Below are 718 nucleotides of genomic sequence, written 5' to 3' on the forward strand. Positions count from 1 at the left end.
TATAAATTTAATGTATTAAAATTCATTTAGTCTCCTTTAAAATTTAGTATAAATAGTTTAGTTGTTTTTTTAACATTACAGCTGTTGAATTTACATATTAATATTATTTTAGATAACAGAATAAATTAAAGTTTAACAACTTAATAAGTATACCTTAAAAAATAAGAAAATAAAGGATTTTTCTTAGAAATTAGAATGAATTCTATTAAAAATAAATAAAAAAAGCAATAAAATGAATTAGTCAAGAAAAGTAGACTAATAAAAAATGACTAAAGGTTTAGGTTCCTGTATTCAACAGGACTTAGACCTTTTAATTTTGATTGTGGTCTAAAATTATTATAAAAGGCATCGTGTACGATGAAGCGGCAAAAAAGCAACTCTTGTTAGAGTTGTTTTTTTATTTGAAATAAAACAACTCYTAAAAGGAGGTAATGATAATTAAACAACAAAAAATATGTGATGTTAATGATTGTTATAAATTATCATCATTCATCACCGAAGAATTTGTATCAAATAAAGTTTTATGAACTTGTGAAAAACATAGAAATTTATTGAATAAGGTAAAAGATAAAACACAACAACAATTTTATCAAAAACTAGAAAATTCAAAAATTATCTTTGATTGAGAAACTGGTTTGTTAAAACTTTGATTTTATAAAACAACTTAATGCAGAGTGGGACGGTTATTTTAAATAACTAAGTGTTTTATTCCACATAG

At 22.5% G+C, this 718-nt stretch carries 2 protein-coding genes; one reads left to right on the forward strand and one right to left on the reverse strand.

Annotated elements, in window-relative coordinates; genetic code table 4:
* Positions 1 to 269: 269 nt before the first annotated feature.
* Positions 270 to 377: an IS3 family transposase gene (locus C6B38_RS12395; RefSeq protein ID WP_105299025.1), complete on the reverse strand. Its 108-nt coding sequence runs from the start codon at positions 375 to 377 to the stop codon at positions 270 to 272.
* Between the two features lie 54 nt (positions 378 to 431).
* Between C6B38_RS12395 and C6B38_RS06330 the strand changes: the two genes are divergently transcribed.
* Positions 432 to 668 carry a hypothetical protein gene (locus C6B38_RS06330; RefSeq protein ID WP_105299026.1) on the forward strand — a complete coding sequence of 79 codons (237 nt, stop codon included), beginning with the start codon at positions 432 to 434 and terminating at the stop codon, positions 666 to 668.
* Positions 669 to 718 lie beyond the last annotated feature (50 nt).

It is taken from the genome of Spiroplasma sp. ChiS (assembly GCF_002968355.1).
Taxonomy (GTDB): Bacteria; Bacillota_I; Bacilli_A; order Mycoplasmatales; family Mycoplasmataceae; genus Spiroplasma; species Spiroplasma citri.